The sequence below is a fragment of the Streptomyces sp. NPDC058637 genome (assembly GCF_042717325.1).
In the GTDB taxonomy this organism is placed as follows: Bacteria; Actinomycetota; Actinomycetes; order Streptomycetales; family Streptomycetaceae; genus Streptomyces.
This window is the reverse complement of record NZ_JBHXRD010000009.1, coordinates 212,931-233,806: the sequence shown is the minus strand read 5'-3', so window position 1 is coordinate 233,806 and position 20,876 is coordinate 212,931. Positions and strand designations below refer to the sequence as shown.

The 20,876-nt window shown below is 71.9% G+C and carries 17 protein-coding genes; 10 read left to right on the top strand and 7 right to left on the bottom strand.

Annotated features, from left to right (window positions below; translation table 11 throughout):
• The first annotated feature begins 96 nt into the window (after positions 1 to 96).
• Positions 97 to 2,982, top strand: coding sequence for an aminomethyl-transferring glycine dehydrogenase (gene gcvP, locus ACFWVP_RS12035; RefSeq protein ID WP_384495850.1), 2,886 nt, complete (start codon positions 97 to 99; stop codon positions 2,980 to 2,982).
• A 70-nt stretch (positions 2,983 to 3,052) separates the two neighbouring features.
• On the opposite strand, the gene ACFWVP_RS12030 is transcribed toward gcvP, so the two are convergent.
• Positions 3,053 to 3,259, bottom strand: coding sequence for a DUF5999 family protein (locus ACFWVP_RS12030; RefSeq protein ID WP_384495849.1), 207 nt, complete (start codon positions 3,257 to 3,259; stop codon positions 3,053 to 3,055).
• Between the two features lie 290 nt (positions 3,260 to 3,549).
• Positions 3,550 to 4,155, bottom strand: coding sequence for a hypothetical protein (locus ACFWVP_RS12025; RefSeq protein WP_384495847.1), 606 nt, complete (start codon positions 4,153 to 4,155; stop codon positions 3,550 to 3,552).
• A gap of 490 nt (positions 4,156 to 4,645) precedes the next feature.
• On the opposite strand from ACFWVP_RS12025, the gene ACFWVP_RS12020 reads away from it, so the two are divergent.
• The 7 genes from ACFWVP_RS12020 (at position 4,646) to ACFWVP_RS11990 (ending at position 12,299) form a co-directional block, all read left to right on the top strand.
• Positions 4,646 to 6,151, top strand: coding sequence for a glutamate--cysteine ligase (locus tag ACFWVP_RS12020; protein ID WP_384495846.1), 1,506 nt, complete (start codon positions 4,646 to 4,648; stop codon positions 6,149 to 6,151).
• Positions 6,152 to 6,381: 230 nt separating this feature from the next.
• Positions 6,382 to 7,161, top strand: coding sequence for a CPBP family intramembrane glutamic endopeptidase (locus ACFWVP_RS12015; protein ID WP_384495845.1), 780 nt, complete (start codon positions 6,382 to 6,384; stop codon positions 7,159 to 7,161).
• A gap of 138 nt (positions 7,162 to 7,299) precedes the next feature.
• A complete protein-coding gene (locus ACFWVP_RS12010; protein WP_384495843.1) occupies positions 7,300 to 7,671 on the top strand; it encodes a DUF4259 domain-containing protein in 372 nt (123 codons plus the stop codon).
• Between the two features lie 1,056 nt (positions 7,672 to 8,727).
• Positions 8,728 to 9,333, top strand: coding sequence for a PadR family transcriptional regulator (locus tag ACFWVP_RS12005; RefSeq protein WP_384495842.1), 606 nt, complete (start codon positions 8,728 to 8,730; stop codon positions 9,331 to 9,333).
• A gap of 187 nt (positions 9,334 to 9,520) precedes the next feature.
• Complete coding sequence (locus tag ACFWVP_RS12000; protein WP_384495841.1) at positions 9,521 to 10,057, top strand: Clp protease N-terminal domain-containing protein; 537 nt, start codon at positions 9,521 to 9,523, stop codon at positions 10,055 to 10,057.
• A gap of 67 nt (positions 10,058 to 10,124) precedes the next feature.
• A complete protein-coding gene (locus ACFWVP_RS11995; protein WP_384495839.1) occupies positions 10,125 to 11,177 on the top strand; it encodes an EamA family transporter in 1,053 nt (350 codons plus the stop codon).
• A 162-nt stretch (positions 11,178 to 11,339) separates the two neighbouring features.
• Positions 11,340 to 12,299: a DMT family transporter gene (locus tag ACFWVP_RS11990; protein WP_384495838.1), complete on the top strand. Its 960-nt coding sequence runs from the start codon at positions 11,340 to 11,342 to the stop codon at positions 12,297 to 12,299.
• 49 nt (positions 12,300 to 12,348) lie between these two features.
• Here the strand turns inward: ACFWVP_RS11990 and ACFWVP_RS11985 are convergent, their stop codons facing one another.
• Positions 12,349 to 13,044: a pyridoxamine 5'-phosphate oxidase family protein gene (locus ACFWVP_RS11985; RefSeq protein ID WP_384495836.1), complete on the bottom strand. Its 696-nt coding sequence runs from the start codon at positions 13,042 to 13,044 to the stop codon at positions 12,349 to 12,351.
• A 35-nt stretch (positions 13,045 to 13,079) separates the two neighbouring features.
• On the opposite strand from ACFWVP_RS11985, the gene ACFWVP_RS11980 reads away from it, so the two are divergent.
• Positions 13,080 to 14,411: an aminotransferase class I/II-fold pyridoxal phosphate-dependent enzyme gene (locus ACFWVP_RS11980; RefSeq protein ID WP_384495834.1), complete on the top strand. Its 1,332-nt coding sequence runs from the start codon at positions 13,080 to 13,082 to the stop codon at positions 14,409 to 14,411.
• On the opposite strand, the gene ACFWVP_RS11975 is transcribed toward ACFWVP_RS11980, so the two are convergent.
• Positions 14,402 to 15,463, bottom strand: a complete 1,062-nt coding sequence (locus ACFWVP_RS11975) for a DMT family transporter (protein WP_384495832.1) — start codon at positions 15,461 to 15,463, stop codon at positions 14,402 to 14,404. The genes ACFWVP_RS11980 and ACFWVP_RS11975 overlap by 10 nt on opposite strands.
• Positions 15,464 to 15,536: 73 nt before the next feature.
• Here ACFWVP_RS11975 and ACFWVP_RS11970 point away from each other — a divergent pair, with 73 nt between their 5' ends.
• On the top strand, positions 15,537 to 16,481 hold the full coding sequence (locus ACFWVP_RS11970) for a LysR family transcriptional regulator (RefSeq protein WP_384495830.1): 945 nt from the start codon (positions 15,537 to 15,539) through the stop codon (positions 16,479 to 16,481).
• A gap of 439 nt (positions 16,482 to 16,920) precedes the next feature.
• Here ACFWVP_RS11970 and ACFWVP_RS11965 read toward each other — a convergent pair whose 3' ends face one another.
• The 3 genes from ACFWVP_RS11965 to ACFWVP_RS11955 all read right to left on the bottom strand — a co-directional run bounded on the left by ACFWVP_RS11965 (position 16,921) and on the right by ACFWVP_RS11955 (position 20,760).
• Complete coding sequence (locus ACFWVP_RS11965) at positions 16,921 to 17,376, bottom strand: Rieske (2Fe-2S) protein (protein WP_384495828.1); 456 nt, start codon at positions 17,374 to 17,376, stop codon at positions 16,921 to 16,923.
• Positions 17,377 to 17,607: 231 nt separating this feature from the next.
• The gene (locus ACFWVP_RS11960; RefSeq protein WP_384495883.1) at positions 17,608 to 18,702 is read right to left on the bottom strand and encodes a hypothetical protein; all 1,095 of its coding nucleotides are present in this window, start codon (positions 18,700 to 18,702) and stop codon (positions 17,608 to 17,610) included.
• Positions 18,703 to 18,822: 120 nt separating this feature from the next.
• Positions 18,823 to 20,760 carry an ABC transporter permease gene (locus ACFWVP_RS11955; protein ID WP_384495827.1) on the bottom strand — a complete coding sequence of 646 codons (1,938 nt, stop codon included), beginning with the start codon at positions 20,758 to 20,760 and terminating at the stop codon, positions 18,823 to 18,825.
• Between the last annotated feature and the right edge of the window lie 116 nt (positions 20,761 to 20,876).

The window sequence follows — 20,876 nt, the reverse complement described above, 5'->3', positions numbered from 1 at the left end:
TGAAGCTCTCAGGTCGAGATGACAGATGGGGAGGCCGTTCGGGCTGCCACGCCGTGGTGCCCCTCGCAGGTCGTGACAGACCAGGAGGCCTCCATCATGACCCCCCGTCGCACTCCGCTCTCCCAGCTGGAGCAGGGCATTCCGTTCGAGCAGCGCCACATCGGGCCCGACGCCGAGGCCCAGGCGAAGATGCTCGCCCAGGTCGGCTACGGCTCCCTCGACGAGCTCACCGCCGCCGCGGTGCCCGACGTGATCAAGAGCGCCGAGGCGCTGAACCTTCCGGCTGCCCGTACCGAGGCCGAGGTCCTGGCCGAGCTGCGACGTCTCGCCGACCGCAATAAGGTGCTCGCCCCGATGATCGGGCTCGGCTACTACGGCACGTTCACCCCGCCGGTGATCCTGCGCAACGTCATGGAGAACCCGGCCTGGTACACGGCGTACACGCCGTACCAGCCGGAGATCTCCCAGGGGCGGCTCGAAGCCCTGCTGAACTTCCAGACGATGGTGGCGGACCTCACCGGTCTGCCGACCTCGGGGGCCTCGCTCCTCGACGAGGGCACGGCGGCGGCCGAGGCCATGGCCCTGGCGCGGCGCGTCGGCAAGGTCAAGGAGGGCGTCTTCCTGGTCGACGCCGACACCCTGCCGCAGACGGTCGCGGTGATCGAGACCCGCGCCGAGCCGACGGGCGTCGAGGTCGTCGTCACGGATCTGTCCGGCGGAATTCCGGCCGACGTCGCCGAGCGGGGCGTCTTCGGCGTACTGCTGCAGTACCCGGGTGCCTCCGGAGCGGTCCGGGACATCAAGCCCGTCATCGAGCAGGCCCACGAGCTCGGGGCGGTCGTCACCGTCGCCGCCGACCTGCTGGCGCTGACCCTGCTGACCTCGCCCGGTGAACTGGGCGCGGACATCGCCGTCGGCACCACACAGCGCTTCGGCGTCCCGATGGGCTTCGGCGGACCGCACGCCGGCTTCATGGCCGTACGCGAGAAGTTCGCCCGCAGCCTGCCCGGCCGCCTCGTCGGGGTCTCCGTCGACGCCGACGGCGACAAGGCATACCGCCTGGCGCTGCAGACCCGCGAGCAGCACATCCGCCGCGAGAAGGCCACCAGCAACATCTGTACCGCACAGGTGCTGCTCGCCGTCATGGCCGGTATGTACGCGGTCTACCACGGCCCCGAGGGCCTGCGGACCATCGCCCGGCGTACGCACCGGTTCGCCACGATCCTCGCCGAGGGGCTGCGGGCCGCCGGCGCCGACGTCGTGCACGAGGCGTACTTCGACACCCTGACCGTCCGCGTTCCGGGCGGAGCGGCAGGCGTGGTCGCCGGCGCCCGCGAGCGCGGGGTCAACCTGCGGCTCGTCGACGCCGACCGGATCTCCGTCGCCTGCGACGAGACCACCACCCGCACCCAGATCGCCGCCGTCTGGGCGGCCTTCGGTGCCGTCGGCGACATCGAGACCCTCGACGCCGGGGCCGCCGACGCGCTCCCCGAGAACCTGCTGCGCACCGACTCCTTCCTCACCCACCCGGTCTTCCACCAGCACCGTTCCGAGACGGCGATGCTGCGCTACCTGCGCAAGCTCGCCGACCGTGACTACGCGCTGGACCGCGGCATGATCCCGCTCGGTTCCTGCACGATGAAGCTCAACGCGACCGCCGAGATGGAGTCGATCACCTGGCCCGAATTCGGCGCGCTGCACCCCTTCGCGCCGGCCGAGCAGGCCCAGGGCTTCCTCACGCTCATCCGCGAGCTGGAGGAGCGTCTCGCCGAGGTCACCGGCTACGACGCCGTCTCCCTCCAGCCCAACGCCGGCTCGCAGGGCGAGTTCGCCGGTCTCCTGGCCGTGCGCGCCTACCACCGGGCCAACGGCGAGGAGCAGCGGACCGTCTGCCTCATCCCGTCCTCCGCGCACGGCACCAACGCCGCGAGCGCCGTGATGGCCGGCATGAAGGTCGTCGTGGTGAAGACCGCCGACGACGGCGAGGTCGACATCGAGGACCTCCGCGCCAAGATCGAGAAGCACCGCGACGAGCTCGCCGTACTGATGATCACCTACCCCTCCACGCACGGTGTCTTCGAGGAGCACGTGGCCGCCATCTGCGGCGAGGTGCACGACGCGGGCGGCCAGGTGTACGTGGACGGCGCCAACCTCAACGCGCTCGTCGGTCTGGCCAAGCCGGGCAAGTTCGGCGGCGACGTCTCCCACCTGAACCTGCACAAGACCTTCTGCATCCCGCACGGTGGCGGCGGCCCCGGTGTCGGTCCCGTCGGTGTGCGCGCGCACCTGGCGCCGTACCTCCCGAACCACCCGCTCCAGCCCGCCGCGGGCCCGGAGACCGGTGTCGGGCCGATCTCGGCCGCCCCGTGGGGCTCGGCCGGCATCCTGCCCATCTCGTGGGCGTACGTACGGCTGATGGGCGGCGAGGGCCTGAAGCGGGCGACGCAGGTCGCCGTGCTCGCGGCCAACTACATCGCCAAGCGTCTGGAGCCGCACTTCCCGATCCTGTACAACGGCCCGGCCGGTCTGGTCGCGCACGAGTGCATCGTGGACCTGCGCCCGATCTCCAGGGCGACCGGAGTCAGCATCGACGACATCGCCAAGCGGCTGATCGACTACGGCTTCCACTCGCCGACGATGTCGTTCCCGGTGGCCGGGACGCTGATGATCGAGCCGACCGAGAGCGAGGACCTCGCCGAGCTCGACCGGTTCTGCGACACGATGATCGCCATTCGCGGTGAGATCGAGAAGGTCGCTGCCGGCACGTGGCCCGCGGACGACAACCCGCTGCGCAACGCACCGCACACCGCGGCCGCGCTGGGCGGCGAGTGGACGCACTCCTACAGCCGCGAGGTGGCGGTCTTCCCGGCCGGTGTCACGCCGGCCGACAAGTACTGGCCGCCGGTGCGCCGGATCGACGGGGCGTTCGGCGACCGCAACCTGGTCTGCTCCTGCCCGCCCCTGGACGAGTACGACCAGTAGGCCGCGCGGACACGCCTCGGGGCCGGTGCGGAGACTTCTCCGGCCGGCCCCTGTGTCTCTTCCGCCGTGGTCAGGCGGCTTTCATCACCTGGCCGCTTCTCAGCGTCCGGTGCGGGGCGATGATCTGCCCGTCCGGGAGCAGCTCACCGGTGTCCTCGAAGAGCAGGACGCCGTTGCACAGCAGGCTCCAGCCCTGTTCCGGGTGGTGTGCCGTCAGGCGGGCGGCTTCCCGGTCGGCGGAGTCTGCGGTCGGGCAGGGTGGCTGGTGCTGGCACATGGATGGGTTCTTTCGCTGCGTTGAGTCGAGTGTCCTGCGGCTTGACGGTGTGTTCACGGCCCGCCCCCGTATCAAATCGGTCCGGTCCCAGTGTTGCCCTACGGGCGTCGTTCCGCAGGGATTTCGCCGCAGCTCCTGTTCTCCTTCCATGACGCATCACCCGGCCGGACGGTTCAACGCAACCGCACTGTCCCTTCGGGTGGTTCGGGGTGACCTGACCGGGCTAGTCCGGACGGGCGGACGGATGCGCCCCCGCCGTTCGCACGGCGGGGGCGCACGGGTACGGGAGGTCAGGCCGGCGACCCCAGGAGGCCGGGGAGCTCCGGAACCGGAGCGGGGGCGACACGCAGGGTCATGACCGGGAGCAGATCGGCGACCCGGTGCGGGCGATGGGCGGTGATCCCGGGAGGCGCGGGCGCCAGGGGCACGAGCACATCGGTCGGGGCGAGCACCCCGGCCGCGGCGTCGGCCCCGGTGTCGTCGTGCAGCCACAGGGTGAGCATGTACAGCTCCGGGATGGACAGCAGACGCGGCTGGTAGTGCGCTGCCGCCGACTCGGCCTGTCGCACGGCGAGTTCGGTCGAGGCGAGGTACGGCCCTTCGAAGAAGTGCGAGAAGGTCCACCCGTCGGCGGTGAGCATGGTGTCCGCCGCGGCGACGGCGCGCCCGCCGTTGCGGATCAGGAAGCGCCAGCCCGCGAGGCGGGTGCGCGGTGCTGCCTCGTTCGGCACGATCCGGTCCAGTACATGGACGGGGAGGGGCAGTTCGGGGCTCAGCGATCCCTGGACGGATCGGAGAGCGGGTGTGTGGGCCTCGCGGACCGCGGTGGGAGAACCGAGTGCTGCGAGAACGCTGCGCAGTGCGGGCGCTGGGGCCGGAGAAACATGCAGCGGCATAGTGGGTCGCCTCTCACTTCGGAGACACGGTGATGCGTGGGCGGGTGCAGACGGCGCTGTCGGCGTGCGGGGCCAGAGGAAGGCCGGTGACGGGGCGGACGGGCCGATGCGTCAACTCTCTGCCTCGTTCGCAGAGTTTATACGACAAATGTTCACACGATGTTTCGGCTACCTGTCGCGCATATTGTCCGCAAGGCGAATTTGAGTCTTTGAATTGCGGAGTTTCTGTGCCTTTGGCCCATCCAGGAAGTCCGTGGTCAGGAAATCTCGCGACGCGGCGGTAGGCTGAAACACGTCGGTGTTTCCCTGTGCTCCTGACAACGCGCACTCCGTATGCTGCATGCCGACGGAATGTGCCTCCGGCTTCCTCCATCAGACTACTGGGTGTCCGAGGGGTGTGGGGGCGTTATGGATCACCTCGTCGGGGCATTATCGATCGTGACGCGAGCGGCCTGTGCCGCGGGCCGCCCACCCGAGGAGGGACCCTTCGATGGGCGAGAAGGTCGTGGCGGACACCTTTGATCTGTCCGATCGGCAGGTGTACCGCAAGAAGCTGAACCAGTGCCTGGAGGGGCTGGGGCGGCTGCTGTCGGAGGAGAGGTTCGATCGGCCCAGGAATCTCATGGGACTGGAGATCGAGTTGAATCTCGCTGGACCGGACGGCATGCCGCGCATGCGGAATGCCGAGGTCCTCCAGCGAATCGCCAGCCGGGATTTCCAGACCGAACTAGGGATGTTCAACCTGGAAGTAAATATTCTCCCGCACCGGCTGAGCGGACGGGTTTTCGATCAGCTCGCCGAGGAGCTGCGCACCGGGCTCGCCTATGCGCACCGGAAGGCCGCGGAGGTGGACGCCGGGATCGTGATGATCGGTATCCTGCCGACGCTCGGCCAGGCCGACGTCGTCTCGGCCAATCTGTCGGACGTGGACCGGTACACCCTCCTCAACGACCAAATGGCGGCGGCCCGCGGCGAGGATTTCGTCCTCGATATCGAAGGCGTCGAACGACTCGTCGCGTCCTCCGCGTCCATCGCCCCCGAATCGGCCTGCACCTCGGTGCAGTTGCACCTGCAGGTGACGCCGGCCCGCTTCGCCGACGTGTGGAACGCGGCCCAGGCCATCGCGCCCGTCCAGGTCGCCCTCGGGGCCAACGCCCCCTTCCTGTTCGGCAAGGAGCTCTGGCGGGAGTCGCGGCCGCCGCTGTTCCAGCAGGCCACGGACGTACGGCCGCCCGAGCTCAGGAATCAGGGAGTGCGGCCCAGGACGTGGTTCGGGGAGCGCTGGATCGATTCCGCGTACGAACTCTTCGAGGAGAACCTGCGGTACTTCCCGCCCCTGCTGCCCATCTGTGACGACGAGGAACCGCTGCGGGTGCTCGACGAGGGCGGTGTGCCCACCCTGGCCGAACTCGTCCTGCACAACGGCACGGTCTACCGGTGGAACCGGCCGGTGTACGGGCTGGCCGACGGCGTCCCCCATCTGAGGGTGGAGAACCGGGTCCTGCCCGCCGGGCCCACGGTCGTCGACGTGATCGCCAACGCGGCCTTCTACTACGGCCTGGTGCGCGCACTGGCCGACGAGCCGCGGCCGGTGTGGACCAAGCTGACCTTCGAGGCCGCCGCGGAGAACTTCGACAACGCCTGCCGGTACGGGATCGACGCCGAGCTGCTGTGGCCGCGCCCCGGGCGCTCGGGAGGCGTGGCGAAGGTGCCGGCCGTCAAGCTGGTGCGGGACGAACTCCTGCCGCTCGCCGCCGCCGGGCTGGACGCCTGGAACATCGAGCCCGCCGACCGCGACCTCTACCTGGGCGTGATCGAGGAGCGCTGCCGCCGCCGCGTCAACGGGGCCTCCTGGCAGGTCGACACGTACCACCGGGCCCTGGAGGCGGGCCTCGAACGGGACGGGGCACTGGCGGCCACCACCCGGCGCTACGGCGAGCTGATGCAGTCGGGCGAGCCGGTGCACACCTGGCCGGTCGGCTTCCCCCGCCCCTGAGGAGCCCACGGCGGCCCGCGCCGCCGCACCCGCCGCTCGTACCCGCCCTGTCGCCTCCCGCCTGGTGTCAGGCTGCACCGGTGTCGGGCCGCACCGGTGTCAGGCCGCACCGGTGTCGGGGCCGCACCGGTGTCGGGCCGCACCGGTGTCGGGCCGTCCTGTTGCCGTCGGGCAAGCTATGACGCAATGACGCACGGCTGAGGGCGGGTGTACGGGTGGAGGCGGGGCGCGTGGCTGAATTCATCGCTCATGAGGAGGTGTCACGGCGGACGCTGCGCTCGGAGACGCTGCTGGTGCTGGCTCTCTCGCTCGGGGCCAGCGGGGTGTCCGCCCTGATCAGTTTCGTCGGATCGCTGACGAAGCCGGGGGGCCTGAAGGACCAGGCCGCGACGCTGAACGGTTCGTACGCCCCCGGGCGGCCGTGGCTGGACCTCTCCTGGCAGCTGTTCGGCATCGCTTCGGCACTGGTACCGGTCGCGCTGGTGGCCCATCTGCTGATCCGGGAGGGAGCCGGTCTGCGGACCCTCGGCTTCGACCGGACGAAGCCCTGGCCGGACCTGGGCCGCGGCACGCTGATCGCGGCGGGGATCGGCAGCGCGGGGCTGGCCTTCTACCTCGTCGCACGGGCCGGCGGATTCAACCTGACGGTGGTCCCTGAGTCGCTGCCCGAGGTGTGGTGGAAGTTCCCGGTACTGATCCTCTCCGCGGTGCAGAACTCGGTCGTGGAGGAAGTGGTCGTCGTCGGCTACCTGCTGCGCAGACTGGGGCAGTTGGGGTGGACCCCGATGGCGGCCCTGCTGGCCAGCTCCGTGCTGCGCGGCTCGTACCACCTGTACCAGGGAATCGGCGGCTTCATCGGGAACATGGTGATGGGCGTCGTCTTCGTCCTGCTGTACCGGCGCTGGGAGCGTGTCGGGCCGCTGGTCGTTGCGCACGCCCTGCTCGACATCGGGGCGTTCGTCGGCTACGCGCTGCTCGCCGGCAAGGTGGGCTGGCTGCCCACGCCGTGACGGGGTCGGCTCGTGCCCTCCAGCAGGACGTCATGTACCGGCGGGCCCACGGTAACCGGAATCTGGGTACCGGCATCGCTGTCAGTGCCGTCTGCTGTGATTACGGGTGGAGACGACGCACGAGGCGGAGGCGGAACAGTGGGCACGTGGGGCGCGGGCAACTTCGACAACGACACGGCGGCGGATCATCTCTCGGTGCTGGCCGACCGGCTGGTGACCGAGATCGCGGAGGCGATGGCCGGTGATCCGGTGGAGCTCGAACCGGACGAGTACTGGGGTGTGACCGTCCCCTGCGATCTGGAGCTGCTGCTCGTCCTCGACCGGCAGGGATGGGTAGGCGTCAGCCTCCCTGCGCCCGAGGTGATCCGGACCTGGCAGGAGACGTTCCTCGCGGTGTGGGAGCGCACGATCGACGCCCTGGAGCCGAAGCCCGCGTACAAGGACGAACGCCGGGCGGTACTCAACAAGACGTTCGAGCAGCTGGCCGAGGCGTCGGCGGCAGCGAAGTAGGGGCCTCCGGTTCCGGTGGACCAGCTTCTGGCGGCCGGGGGTGTCCTGGGAGGCGACGAGGTGGTGGGGCGCCAAGGGCGCGGGGGCCAGGGGTGGTCGTCGCGCGGGACGCCCTCCGGGAAGCCCCCAATCGCGGGTGGCGGTGAGGCCTTGCCAAGGTGGGCGAGGTGCGCCCGGAACTCCTGTCCAGCGGCACCACGGATCCCTCGGCGCCCGTGACGGGGTGGCGGTGGGCCAGGAGGACCTCGGGACGGGCCGGGGAGGGGGGATCCGAGGACGGGCCAGACGCAGGCTGCCGGCCCCGGTTCATGGGTCGGGTCCACGGCCCTGGCCCCTGGAACCGTGGAAAGGCGGCGGCCGACGGCGTGGCCGAGCAGTTCGGTGACGGGGCCGGCGGGGAGGGGCGCCGGGCGGTCCTCGGTGACCGCCACGAGGTGGGCGCGATGCCTGCTGCCGCTCCCCGGAGGGAGCTTCCCGCTCTTGTCAGGTTCGACGGGCGGGGACGCGGTGCTGGGGAGAGCTGAGAGCCCTGAGGGGCGGTGTACGGCTGCCTCGGGCTCCAGCCGTACCGTCTGTGCCACAGTCCGCAGTCGTCCATGCGGGTCGACACGGTCCGCTCGCCCCTCGCACGCCAGGTTGGGGCCGGCCCGGCCGTCCACACTCCGGCAGTAGCCCTCGCACTGCTCGGAGAACAGGGCCACGGGCCGCGAGTCGCCGGGGGCTATGGGGATCCTGTTCGCGCGCCGCTGGGGACGGAGTGTGTCGGCGTGTATGTGTCCCGTCGGGGAATGGCGTCCTCTCCGATCTCCTCCCGCAGCCGTCAGGGCAGCCCGGCGGGTCGGGGACCGACGGCGTATGTCTCGGACTCCATCAGCTCCGTTCCGCACCCGGCAAACGCGAACGCGTCCGAACACGCTCACCTTCGGCCGGTTCCCCCGGGGATCGCACCTTGCCCGCGACGGAGAACCCACCTGATAAGGGCCGGTCTTGTCAGGCGATAGCTTCCGATATATCGTTGACGTATCACGACCGATCAATGATGAAAGGAGCGCAGTGATGCGTTCACATGGACACGGACACGAACACGGGAACTACGGCCCCGGGCGTCAGGGCAGGCCGGGCTTCGAGGGGGGACGGGCCGCCTTCGGGCCGTTCGGGCCTCCCTTCGGTGGCGGGCCCTTCGGCGGCGGACGCGGCGGCAGGGGCGGCGGTCGGGGGAGGGCGCGGCGCGGCGACGTACGCGCGTCGATCCTGGCGCTGCTCAAGGACCGATCGATGCACGGCTACGAGATGATCCAGGAGATCGGCGAGCGCAGCGGCGGAGCCTGGCGGCCCAGTCCCGGCTCGGTCTACCCGACGCTTCAGCTGCTGGAGGACGAGGGTCTGATCGTCAGCGCCAGCGAGGGCGGCAAGAAGCTGTTCACGCTCACCGAGGCGGGTCGCACCGAGGCCGAATCCGGCTCCGAGGCGCCGTGGGAGGAAGCGGGGCGCGGTGTCGACTGGGAGGGCGTGAACGAGATCCGGCAGGCCGGTTTCGGTCTGATGGAGGCGTTCGGCCAGGTCTGGAAGACCGGCTCGGCCGACCAGCGGCAGAAGGCGCTCACCGTGATCAACGACGCCCGGAAGAAGCTGTACCTCATCCTCGCCGACGACGATCGCTGAGTCGTGCGGTGCGAACGGAGGCCGGCAGGGGCCCCGCGGCAGTCCGCGGGGCCCCTGTGCTGTTCCCGGCGACGAGATCTCATCCGTAGGGATGAGGAACCACCCGGACGTGCCCGTCCTCGGTGGGAGGGCCGGATGGGCCGTACCGGGGACGTATTCGCCCTTGGGGGCTGATGAGGTGGGAATCGTGCACAATCCGACGCGATGGATCCCCGTACAGGCCCCGCCGAACCCCGTAGAGCCCGCGGCCGGGCTCACCCCGGAGATGGCCGCGGTCGCGACCGGTGCGCGCAGGCGGGCGGTGCGCGACGGTGACCGTCACACCGACACGGCGCACCTCCTCCACTCCCTGATCGAATCCGACTCCGAGGTCCGGGAGGCGTTCGACGACGGGCCGCGGCCGGCCAGGGTCCTCGGCTATCTCGTGCAGCGCAGCATCGGGTACGGCCTCCGCTGGCAGGGTGTGCCGGAACGCTCGGGTGCGCTGCCCGCCCTGCAGGACACGGCCGACCTGTGGTCGCCCTCGGCCGCGGCGGCCCTGGCCCGCGCGGTGCGGGGTGCGGGCCTGCGCGGTGAGCCCCGCGCCGGTGGCCTCGATCTCCTCGCCGCCCTGGTGGCGGACCGGCAGTGCCGGGCCGTCGAGGTGCTGGAGCATGCGGGCGTCGACGCGGCATGGCTCGCGGGCCGGACGGCCGACCGGCTGGCAGGGGCTGTGCCGGGGTGATCATGGACACGGAACCGACAGGGGTGACGGTGATGACGCTCCTGACGTCAGCTGCCATGATGTGCCGATGCACGCGTCTCAGAGGAGAAGTGCCGGTCTGGGCCTGGCCCTTGCCTCGGCCTTCGCATTCGGTGGTTCAGGGGTGGCGGCCAAGCCGCTGATCGAGGCGGGGCTCGACCCCCTGCACGTGGTGTGGCTGCGGGTGGCCGGAGCCGCTCTCGTCATGCTGCCCGTCGCCTGGCAGCACCGGAACCTGGTGCGTGAACGGCCCGCCCTGCTGGCCGGGTTCGGACTGTTCGCCGTGGCCGGGGTCCAGGCCTTCTACTTCGCCTCGATCTCCCGTATCCCGGTCGGGGTCGCCCTCCTCGTGGAGTACCTGGCGCCCGCGCTGGTCCTCGGCTGGGTGCGCTTCGTGCAGCGCAGGCCCGTCACCCGGGCCGCCGCGGCCGGTGTGGTGCTGGCCGTCGCCGGACTCGCCTGTGTCGTGGAGGTCTGGGCGGGTCTGAGCTTCGACGCCGTGGGGCTGCTGCTCGCCCTCGGGGCGGCGTGCTGCCAGGTCGGCTACTTCGTCCTGTCCGACCAGGGCAGTCAGGACACCCCGGACGGGGGCGCGACGGACGCCGAGCCGCCGCATCCCGTCGGCGTGATCGCGTACGGGCTGCTGGTCGGCACGGCCGTCCTCACCGTGGTGGCCAGGCCGTGGGGGATGGACTGGGCGACGCTCGGCGGGAACGCGGCCATGAACGGGCACCAGGTTCCCGCATGGCTGCTGCTCGGCTGGATCGTCCTGCTCGCGACCGTGCTCGCCTATCTCACCGGCGTGGTGTCCGTACGGCTGCTCTCGCCCCAGGTGGCGGGCGTCGTCGCCTGCCTGGAGGCGGTGATCGCGACCGTGCTCGCCTGGGTGCTGCTCGGCGAACACCTCTCCGCACCCCAGCTCGTGGGCGGTGGCGTCGTCCTGATCGGGGCGTTCATCGCACAGTCCTCCGCACCCAGGCCGCCGTCCGGACCGGTGGCATCCGGCCCGGGAACGCCGGGACCATCCGCCGAAGGGACGCCGGACCCCCGCGCGTCCGGCGCCGCCGAAGGTGAGTTGTCCGGCCGTCCGGCCTCACCGTAGGGTGGCGATCATGCAGCGCACCGTACTTCCGCCTCCTGCCGCCTGACGCGCGGCAGCCACTCCTGACGAAGACCGGGCCCGGGCACGTCCCGAGCGGGTCGTCGCTGCCCGCGTGCGGAGCCGAGCGATCACCCTTCCCTCCTCTTCCTCCGGAGACTCCGTATGTCCCTGCCTGCTACCGGCCTGCCCATCGGGCGGAGCCTGCTCTGTCTCGTCGTCGCCGGTCTCGCCTGGGGTACCGCGGGCGCCACCGCGTCCCTGCTGTTCCGGGTCAGTGATCTCGGCCCTCTCGCCCTGTCGTTCTGGCGTTGTGCGGGCGGACTCGTCCTGCTGGCCGGGGTGCTCGCGCTGCGCCCCCGGCGCCCCCGGCCCTCCGCGGAGTCCGGCCGTCGGCGGCTGCTGCGCATCCTCGGGACCGGTGTCGGTCTCACGGTGTTCCAGAGCGCCTACTTCGCCGCGGTCGAAACGACCGGCCTCGCTGTCGGGACCGTCGTCACCCTGGGGGCGGGGCCCGTGCTCATCGCCGTCGGTGCGCGGCTGATCCTGGGGGAGCGGCTGGGCCGGGGCGGGATCGCCGCCGTGGCCGGTGCGCTCACCGGGCTGGCCGTGCTGGTGCTCGGCGGTGAGGCGGCCGAAGTGCGGCCGGCCGGGGTGCTGCTCGCCCTGCTGTCCGCCGCCGGCTATGCGGCGATCACCCTGCTGACCCGTCGGCTGGGCCGTGACGGCGCGGCGGGGGACACCCTCGCCACCAGTGCGTGGGCGTTCGGCATCGGCGCCGTCGGACTGCTGCCGATGGCGGCGGCCGAGGGGCTCGTGCCGCACACCGCCGCGACGGGGCAGGTGCTGTGGCTGCTGGTCTACGTGGCCGCGGTCCCGACCGCCCTCGCGTACGCGCTCTACTTCGCGGGCGCGGCGGCCGTCCGGTCGGCGACGGTCTCCGTGATCATGCTCCTGGAGCCGGTGAGTGCCGCGGTCATCGCCGTGACCGTCCTGGGGGAGCGGCTCACCGCGGCCACGGTCAGCGGCACGCTGCTCCTGCTCGCCGCGGTGGCGGGACTCGCCTACACCGAGACGCGCGGTGCTGCGGCTGCTCGCCGGAGCCGCGAGGCGGTGCCCGCCTGACCGGGGGCGGGCCCGTCGCCGGGCGGGCCCGCCGTGGTCCGGGTGCGCTTCAGAGCGCGGTCAGATAGTCCGGCACCTGGACGGCCGGATCCAGGTCGTCGGACGGCACCGGTGCCGCGTATCCGTGGGTCAGCGGAACCACGCCGGCCCAGTACGGCAGCGAGAGGTCCGCCGGATCGTCGTTGGGGCCGCCGGTGCGGACCTTCGCGGACAACTCCTCGAGATCCAGGCGGATGACCGCCGTGGCGGCGAGCTCCTTCGCGTCGGCCGGCCGCGAGTCCCGCGACCGGCCCGGTACGACCTGGTCGACGATGGCGTCGAGCGCGATGCGCCGTTCCTCCGGGTCGGTGACCGTACGGGCGATGCCGTGGACCACCACGGAACGGTAGTTCATCGAGTGGTGGAAGGCGGAGCGGGCCAGCACCAGGCCGTCCAGGTGGGTGACCGTCAGGCAGACCGCCATGCCCGGGTCAGCCGCACGCGTCTCGCGCAGCGGGCGGGATCCGGTCGAGCCGTGAACGTACAGCCGCTCGCCGACCCTGCCGAAGAGCGTGGGGAGCACGACCGGCGCGCCGTCGCGGACGAAACCCAGGTGGCAGAGGTACGCCTCGTCGAGGATCGAGTGAACCAGCTCGCGGTCGTACGAGGCGCGCTCCTTGGACCGGCTCGGGACCGTACGCCCGGTCGGTTCGTAGGGGGCCGCGGCGTCCGTTGCGGTGCCGTCGGGCGTAACGGTGTCGGGCATTGCTTCCTCCATTGCACTAGTGCATAATTAAGTTTGTGCTAGGAGAGTATCGGATCAGTGGGCGGCGTGCATCGGAAATCGCCGCGAGCGTGGAGCGCGGGGTCGGCTCGGGAGACCTCGCGCCCGGTCATGTGCTGCCCCCCATGCGTGAGTTGGCGCTCCTGCTCGGCGTCAACCCGAACACGGTGGCCGCCGCCTACCGGACGCTCCGCGAGCGCGGGGTGATCGAGACGGCCGGCCGTAGGGGCAGCAGGGTGCGCTCGCGCCCGGCGAGCACCGCGCGGGGCTCCCTCCGGATCGAGGCGCCACCCGGCGTGCGCGACCTGGGCGAGGGCAACCCCGATCCGGCCCTCCTGCCGCACATCGGTGAGGCGCTGGCCGTCGCCGCGCGGGCATACGCACAGCAGCCCGGCATGTACGGGGAAGTCCCCGTCCTGGCCGAACTCGAGGCGTTCGCACGGGCCGCGATGGATGCCGACGGTGTGCCCGGCGGGCCGCTCGCGGTCACCTCCGGGTCCCTCGACGCGATCGAGCGGGTGCTGTCGGCGCATCTCAAGCCCGGTGACGCGGTCGCCGTCGAGGATCCGGGGTGGGGCGGTCTGCTGGATCTCGTGCCCGCGCTCGGGCTGCGTGCCGTACCGGTCGCGCTGGACGACGAGGGGCCGCTGCCGGGCGAGGTGGAGCGGGCACTGCGCGCGGGAGCCAGGGCGCTGGTCGTCACGGACCGGGCGCAGAACCCGACCGGCGCGGCGGTGAGCGGCGGGCGGGCGGCCGAGCTCCGGGCCGTCCTCGCGAAGCACCCCGGTGTCCTGCTCGTCGAGGACGACCACGGCCACGCCATCGTCGACCTTCCGTTGCATCCGCTGGCCGGGGTCACGGAACGCTGGGCGTTCGTCCGGTCCGTCGCCAAGGCGTACGGACCGGACCTGCGGCTCGCGGTGCTCACGGGCGACGCGCTGACCGTGGACCGGGTGACCGGACGGCAGCGGCTGGGGCCCGGCTGGGTCAGCAGACTGCTGCAGCGGACCGTGGTGCACCTGTGGACGTCGGGGGCGGTGGACGCGACGGTGATCGCCCGGTCCTACGCGGAGCGCCGGGACGCGCTCATCGGCGCTCTGGAAGCGCGGGGCGTCCCGGCGTACGGGCGGAGCGGGATGAACGTGTGGGTGCCCGTCAGTGACGAGACCGGCGCGGTGGCCCGGCTGCTGCAATCGGGCTGGGCCGTCGCCCCGGGGGCGCGCTTCCGGATGGATTCGGCGCAGGGGCTGCGGCTGACGGTGTCCCCGCTGACCGCGGCCGACATCGCGCCCCTGGCGGACGCGGTCGCGGCGGCGGCGGGGCCCGTCCGGCCCGTCGGCTACGGCTGAGCGGCGTGGCTGCGCGCTTCGGCGGTCCGGTCCTCCTCGGGCGATCCGGGCGGTCCGGGCGGCTTGGTCGATCCCGGCGATGCGACGGGAGCCGGGACGGGTCCGCCGCGGGCCCGGCTCTGGGTGAGTGCCGCGCCGACGAGGACGATGAGGGCGCCGACCGGGGTGTTCCAGCTCAGCCGTTCGTCGAGGAGGGCCACTCCGGCCGCGGTGGCGATCACCGGGATGAAGTAGGTGACCATCTGCGCCGTCGTCGGGCCGACCTCCGTGACGAGGCCGTACTGGATGAGGAGGGCCAGGCCTGTTCCGAGCGCTCCCAGGGCGATCACGGAAAGCGTCGGGAGGAGCGGCACGCTCTCGGGGAGTGAGGTGAAAAGAGGTGTGACCACGGCGAGTTGTAGCGTGCCGAGAAACAACTGACTGCCCGTCATCGCCAGCGCCGACGAGCCCGTGCCCGCCAGGGTGCGACGGAGGTAGATCCAGCCGACGGGGTAGCTGAGGGAGGCCAGCAGGGCCATCGCCGTACCACTGAGGTCCAGTCCCGAGAATCCCTGCCAGGCACCCAGCACCGTCAGTACGCCGACGAAACCCAGGCCCAGCCCGGCGACGCGGCGACGGGTCGGCCGGTCCTCGGAGAGGGCGACGAGCGAGAGGGCCATCCCCCACAGGGGTGAGGTCGCGTTGCAGATCCCGGCGAGCGTGGACGGGATGGTCAGCTCGGCGTACGCGAAGAGGGAGAACGGCAGCGCGTTGAGGAAGAACGCGGCGACGAAGAGGTGGCCCCAGGTCCGCCCGGAGCGCGGCAGCCGCTCACGGCGGACCGCCATCGCCACGGCGAGGACCGCCGTGCCGAACAGCAGGCGCCCGAACGTGACCTGGAACGGCGCGTATCCGTCCGTGCCGACCTTGATGAGGAGAAAGCTGAACCCCCAGATGAGGGAGAGCGCCACGAACCGGACGCGCCAGTCCACGGCCGGGCGCGGGGCGGTGGTCGCGGAGGGCAGGTGGGTGCCGGGCGGCGGCACGGTTCGCGGTGCGGAAGGGGCGCTCATGGCTCAACGATGACGGCCTGATTCACGTAGGACAAGTGAGAATATGTGGCTACCTTCACGTAGCATCACTTACATGTTGAATCTGGAGCGCCTGCGTACGCTGGATGCCCTGGCCCGGCACGGTTCGGTGAGCGGGGCCGCTGACGGCCTCCATGTCACGACGTCGGCGGTCTCCCAGCAGATGTCGAAGCTGGAGCGCGAGGTGGGGCAGCAGCTCCTCGCCAAGAACGGCCGCGGGGTCCGCCTCACCGACGCGGGCCGGCTGCTCGCCGACCATGCCGCCAAGATCCTGTCCCAGGTGGCGATCGCGCAGTCCGACATCGAGGCCCAGCGCGGCCAGGTCGTCGGCGAGGTCAGGATCGCGGCCTTCCCGACGGCTGCCCGCGGGCTGTTCCCGGCCGCCCTCACCGCGCTTCGCACGGATCATCCCGAGCTGAGGCTGCGTACGACGGAGCTGGAGCCGGAGAGCGGGATCCGCGCGGTGCTCCGGGGGGACGTCGACCTCGCCGTGGTGCTCGACTGGAGCAACAAGAGGCTGCCCGTCCCCGGTGGGCTGGCCAAGGCCGAGATCCTCGACGACGCGCCGGACATCGCCATGCCGGCCCGCCATCCGCTCGCGGACCGTACGGAGGTCGACCTGGAGGACTTCGCCGACGACGAGTGGGTGTCCTGGCCGGAGGGCGAATTCTGTTACGACTGGCTGATGTTCACGCTGCGGTCCAAGGGGATCGAGCCGCGCATCGCGCACCTCGCCGGTGAACACCACACGCAACTGGCCCTGATCGACGCAGGATTCGGCGTCTGCGTGGCGCCCAGGCTCGGCCGTGGGCCGGTGCCGGACGGTGTGCGGCTCGTGCCGGTGCGGCAGACGATGCGCCGCCATGTGCACGCGGTGTGGCGCACGGACGCGGACCGCCGGCCGTCGATCAGGGCCGCGGTGGAGGCGCTGCGCGCCGCCGGCCGGGCGCTGGACGCCCCGGTGGCCCAGGACCCCGGGCCGGATCGGCCCACTTCCTGAAGTCCCAGGACGTGACGGTCCGCGGAGTGAGCCGTAGTCAGGTGTGGCGCCCGTCGTGCGGCAGGGGGCCGTGCCGAAGTACGCCGATGCGAACGCCCGCTCGGGCGGCTCCCGTTCGGCGCACGCCGCGCACCTGCGTGAGACCCTTCCGACGGGCTCCGCCACGCCGCGCAGCTCCGTACTCCGTGCTGTCGTCGACCACCACCGCGATCCTCGGGTCCTCTGCCGGAGTTGCTATCGGCGCAGGCTCCGGTTCAGGGAGTACAGCCTGAGCGACGTGCCGTGCCGTGCCGGACGGACCGGAGCGCCCTGACGAGGGGCCGTGTGCGACTCCTCGGAAGCACGAGGGCCCGTACGTGATCACGCCATGGGCCCCGCCGAGCTGTTGACGCCGTGGTGCCGACGCGGACGCGGCGGAGCCCGGGGCTCCGGGGTCCGCTCAGGCGAGCGTGATCGAGTCGCCCTGCACCTGGATCGGCTTCTCGGGCAGCGGCTGCGTCGCCGGGCCGGCCGTCACCGCGCCGGTCGCCGCGTCGAACGTGCTGCCGTGGCAGGGGCAGCTGATGACGCCGTCGGCGATGCCCTTCACCGCGCAGCCCTGGTGGGTGCACTTCGAGGAGAACGCCTTGAACTCACCGGCCTTCGGCTGCGTCACCACGACACCCTGGTCGGCGAAGACCACACCACCGCCCTCGGGGATGTCGGTGGTCTTCGCGAGGACCTCTCCGCCGCCGTTCGCGCCGTCGCCCTCCCCGGCCGGCCGGACCGTATCCGCACCCTCCGAGTCCTTCGAGCCGCCGCACGCGGTGAGAGCGGCCGCCACTCCCACCGCACCGACCGCTGTGACCACGGTGCGGCGCCCGAAGCGGACCTGACGCTCCTGCGATGCGCTCATTCCGGCGTTCCCTTCATCGGATTACATGACGTCGAACATGGATACGGGCCGATGCGGCCCCGTGTTCAGGTGCGGGGGAGATCTTCCGGAAGTGGATCGTGTCCGGGTCGACGGCCCCTGACCTCACGCGCGTGCCTTCAGCGGGCCGTCCCCGTCCACCGGCAGCACCGCGCCTTCCCTGACGTACGGGGGAGGCGCGGTGCGGGGCCGACGGGCCGCTCCCACGGCCGTTCACGAGCGCGTGGCTCTTCCGCATTCCGCGTCGCCGCTCTCGCCGACGCGTGCGTCCAGCGAGGTGCTGCGGTCGTACGGGTCGACCTCGGGCCCGTCCCCCGAGCCCTTGACCGCGCGTTCGGCGGTGAACTCGGGGGTGAGATAGCCGGTGTGGTTGTTGCAACCGCCGTTGGTGGTGTCCGCCTTGTAGGAGACCAGGGAGAACGTCCCCGGCTCGATGACGATCTTCTCCGGGTCGTCCCAGCTCATCACGACCTCACGGCGCACGATGGTGCGGGCGACCTCGTCGCTGCCCGAGGCGGCGCGTACGACCGGATAGACGTACGTGACATCGGTGGTCACCTCGACCGCACCGCGCTCACCCTCCCGGTACGTGATCCGCCCACGGGTCCTGACCACGTCGCCGACCAGCCGCACATCGTCCTCGGCGAAACGGCTGAACAGCAGCAGAGGATCGTTCTCCCGGCTCGGCGTGCGGAACGCGGCGGCCAGGTAGTCCTGGACGTCCCGCTGATGCGGATTGATCAGCGCGATCGCCTTCACCGGCCGCTCCCCCCGCAGCACACCGGGGTCCAGACTCGACGCGGCGAGGAAGTCCCGGGTCCGGTCGAGTGCCTGCGCGACCTGCTCCTTGCTCATCCAGCCCGTGGCCCGGGCGGCGGGCAGCGGGAGCGCTGACGTCCCGTCGCCCCACCGCGCCGCGGGCGACCCCCTGAACGGCTCCTCCGGCGTCGGTGGCCGGACCGACATCTCCCGCACCGGAGGCTCATCCGGACGTTCCGACTCCGCGGCTAGGGGCGAACCCCCGTCCCCGACTCCGAACCACCCGGCCACCCGCCCCGGGATCAGCACCACGACCAGCAGGCAGATCACCGCCAGCAGACCGGCCGCGTACCAGCCCTTCCTCCTTCGCGGGCGGGCCGGCCGGTGGGCCCGCCATCCCTCCGGCGGGCCGGGCTCCTCCCGGAGCCGCTGCGTCACCATCCGGGCCCGTGCCGACGGCTCCTCGGGCGCGCCCGGGCTCCCGGCCTCCGCATCCCGCAGGAAGCGCTCCCATTCCTCGTCCGGTATGGATTCCCCGCCCTTGCCCACGCCGTTCTCCCCGCCGTTTCCCACCCGCCCGGTCCCTCCCGGAGCCCGTCCGGCCAGCGTGCATCATCACACAGCTCACCGGTCCGCCCCGAACCCGAGTCACCCTGGACCAGGGTGCGTTCAGAGGGCGACGACCGTTACCTCCGTCGCCTTGACGGAGGTCCAGACGGGTGTTCCCTCGGCGATCCCGAGTTCGGCGACGGCCTGCGGCGTGATCTCGGCGACCAGGTCCGGCGTGTGGTCCGACGTGGTCAGGACGCGGAGGCGGCTCCCGCTGGTGGTGATCTCCCGTACGGTGCCGGGCCAGACGTTGCGCGGGCTGCCGGTGGGCCTGTCCCGGTGTACGGCGACGGCTTCGGGGGCGATGACCGCGAGCGTGTTCGTACCGGGCGGGAGCGGGTCCGCGGCGACGAGGACGCCGCCGCCGACGAGCTGGACGCCATCGGCCGTCGCGATGCCGGGCCAGGCGTTGCGGCCGAGCATGCGGGCGACCCAGGGGGAGCGGGGGTGGCGGGTGACCTCGGTGGGCGGGGCGTCCTGCAGGGCCCGGCCCTCGTCGAGGACCAGGACCCGGTCGGCGAGCGCGACGGCTTCGACCGGGTCGTGCGTGACGATCAGGCACACGCCCCCGAAACCGTCGAGATGGCGCCGAAGGGTGTGCCGGACGTGGGCGCGGGTGGTCTGGTCGAGGGCGGCGAGCGGTTCGTCGAGCAGGAGCAACCGGGGCCGGGCGGCCAGGGCGCGGGCGAGCGCGACGCGCTGCGCCTGGCCGCCGGAGATCTCGGCCGGCCTGCGGTGCGCGAGATGCCCCACGCCCAGTCGGTCCAGCCACCGCTGTGCGCCGCGCCGGGCCTCGGCGCGCGGCACACCATGTGCGCGAAGGCCGTACGCCGTGTTGGCCAGCGCGTTCATGTGAGGGAAGAGGGCGCCGTCCTGCGGGACCCAGGCCACGCCTCTGCGGTGCGGGGGGAGTGCGGTGACGTCGGTGTCGCCCAGGCGGAGCTCGGCGTGGGCGCGCGGGGTGAGGCCGAGGAGCGCGCGCAGCAGTGTCGTCTTGCCCGCGCCGTTGGGGCCGACGACGGCGATCGTCGTCCCGGCATCCGCGTCGAGGGTGAGGTGGTTGAAGCCGGTGACCGCGGCGTGGAGCGGCCAACTGCCCCCGGACCCTTCGGGGGTGTCCGTCGCCTCCGGGGTGTCTTTCTCCGCGGCGGGCCCGGAATCTCCCACCGAAGCCCGGGGACGTTCGGGGGAGTTCGGGGTGCCGGTCCACCGCCCGCGCAGGGAGACGAGTACGGCCATGGCGATGGCGAGCAGGAACAGGGAGACCGAGGTGGCGGCCTCCGGGTCGTCCTGGAGCAGCAGATAGACCTGGAGAGGCAGCGTCTGCGTGGTGCCCGGGAGGTTCCCGGCGAAGGTGATGGTCGCACCGAACTCACCCAGGGCCCGTGCCCAGGTCAGGGCGGCGCCCGCGGCGAGTCCGGGGGCGACCATGGGCAGGGTGACGGTGAAGAACACCCGCACCGGTGAAGCCCCCAGGGAGGCCGCGGTCTCCTCGTGACGGGGGTGCAGTCCGCCCAGCGCCCCTTCGAGGCTGATGACCAGGAACGGCATCGCGACGAACGTCGCGGCGAGGACCGCACCGGACGTGTGGAACGGCAGGGTGATGCCGAACGTTTCCTCCAGCCAGGGCCCCAGGAGGCCACGCCTGCCGAAGGCCAGGAGGAGTGCGACACCGCCGACGGTGGGCGGCAGCACCATCGGCAGGAGCACCAGGGAGCGGACGAAGGCCTTGCCGGGGAAGTCGACACGGGCCAGCAGCCAGGCCAGGGGCACGCCGAGTACGACCGAGAGGCCCAGCGCCCAGGCGGACACGACCAGGGACAGCGTCAACGCCCGGGTCGTCTCGGGAGTGGTCAGATGAGTGCCCAGATCGCCCCATGAGGTGCGGGAGAGGATCCCGGCCAGAGGCAGCAGCAGGAAGGCGACGGCCAGCAGGGCGGGGACCGCCAGTGCGATCGGCGCACGGGAACCGGTGGCACGTCGGCGAAGGCGTCTCATCGAGGATTCCTGAGCTGGGAGTGCCGTGGGGGGGGGCCCCGCCCCCCCCCCGGGGGCGGCCCCACTTCCCGTGACCCGACGCCCCATGCCCCGTACGCACCTCCGTACGCCCAGAG